Origin of the sequence: Candidatus Viridilinea mediisalina, from assembly GCF_002532535.1 — a bacterium.
In the GTDB taxonomy this organism is placed as follows: domain Bacteria; phylum Chloroflexota; class Chloroflexia; order Chloroflexales; family Chloroflexaceae; genus Viridilinea; species Viridilinea mediisalina.
Map to the genome: position 1 here is coordinate 1 of NZ_NQWI01000294.1, position 1,002 is coordinate 1,002.

Sequence of the window (1,002 nt, forward strand, 5' to 3'; positions counted from 1 at the left end):
GGACGCGAGGACGCGAGGACGCGAGGACGCGAGGACGCGAGGACGCGAGGACGCGAGGACGCGAGGACGCGAAGCCCCCGACTCTTTGGTTCACGCATCCCCTATTATGAGATCAAGAGAGCGTAGCCAAAACTTGTTGGGGCTGCATTATGGTAACAATGGGTGCTGCGCGATCCGTTAGTTCACGATCAAGTGTGATTAGGGTGGCCCTATAGCGTTGTGCAACGGCAACATAGATTGCATCGGCACCACGGATCGCACGATCGGCAGCAATAGCGGTAGCTTCGCGAGCAACTGATTCATCTAAAGAAACAAAAGTGAGGTGTGGAATATCGTGGAGTGCCTCGGCAGCTAATCTACCTGCAATAGCATTGCGACGTGTTCGACTTACAGTACCTGAAATTTCAGCAAGAACAAGTGTTGGAACAATGATGGAGATTTGATGTGTAATCAAATGAATCAATAACGCATGACATTCATTGTGATTTGGTTCACGATTATCAAGATCGCGGATAAAAATATTAGCATCAATTGTGTACACTATCTCCCTCCATTATCAATTGGCGATCTTGACGATCCTTTTCCAATTGTTCAGCCATTGTTGTTTTACCAGGCATTTGGGCGCTCAATTCTTCACGTAGCTTTGTCCAACGAACCCAAGCATCATTTGTTGATAAATTGTTTGCTGCTTTGTTTGAATTTACTGCCCCATCTGCCAAACGTGCAATCAGGCGTAGCTGATCGGCAGTGGATAGGCTCTGGGCTAGGGTAAGCACTTGATCAAGAGTTGGATTTATGAGGCTGGTCATATCACCTCCATATTGGGTACGTTTGGTTCCTACGTCATTGTAGCACATGATAGCGAACAGTTACTTATGGTAAACCTGAATCAGTGTAGCACTCTGCATTATACCAATTACCATTCAACAGGCCGCATGCCTCATGACATTCAAGCGCATTGAGACGCCATGTCCGGCTTTCAGCTATCGGCTATCGGCTATC

2 protein-coding genes are annotated in these 1,002 nt (G+C 47.4%); both read right to left on the reverse strand.

What is annotated here, in order from left to right; translation table 11 throughout:
• Positions 1–112: 112 nt before the first annotated feature.
• Positions 113–541 carry a type II toxin-antitoxin system VapC family toxin gene (locus CJ255_RS22105; RefSeq protein ID WP_097646213.1) on the reverse strand — a complete coding sequence of 143 codons (429 nt, stop codon included), beginning with the start codon at positions 539–541 and terminating at the stop codon, positions 113–115.
• Positions 528–809: a hypothetical protein gene (locus CJ255_RS22110; RefSeq protein ID WP_097646214.1), complete on the reverse strand. Its 282-nt coding sequence runs from the start codon at positions 807–809 to the stop codon at positions 528–530. Before CJ255_RS22110 ends, CJ255_RS22105 begins: the two co-directional genes overlap by 14 nt.
• Positions 810–1,002: the final 193 nt, after the last annotated feature.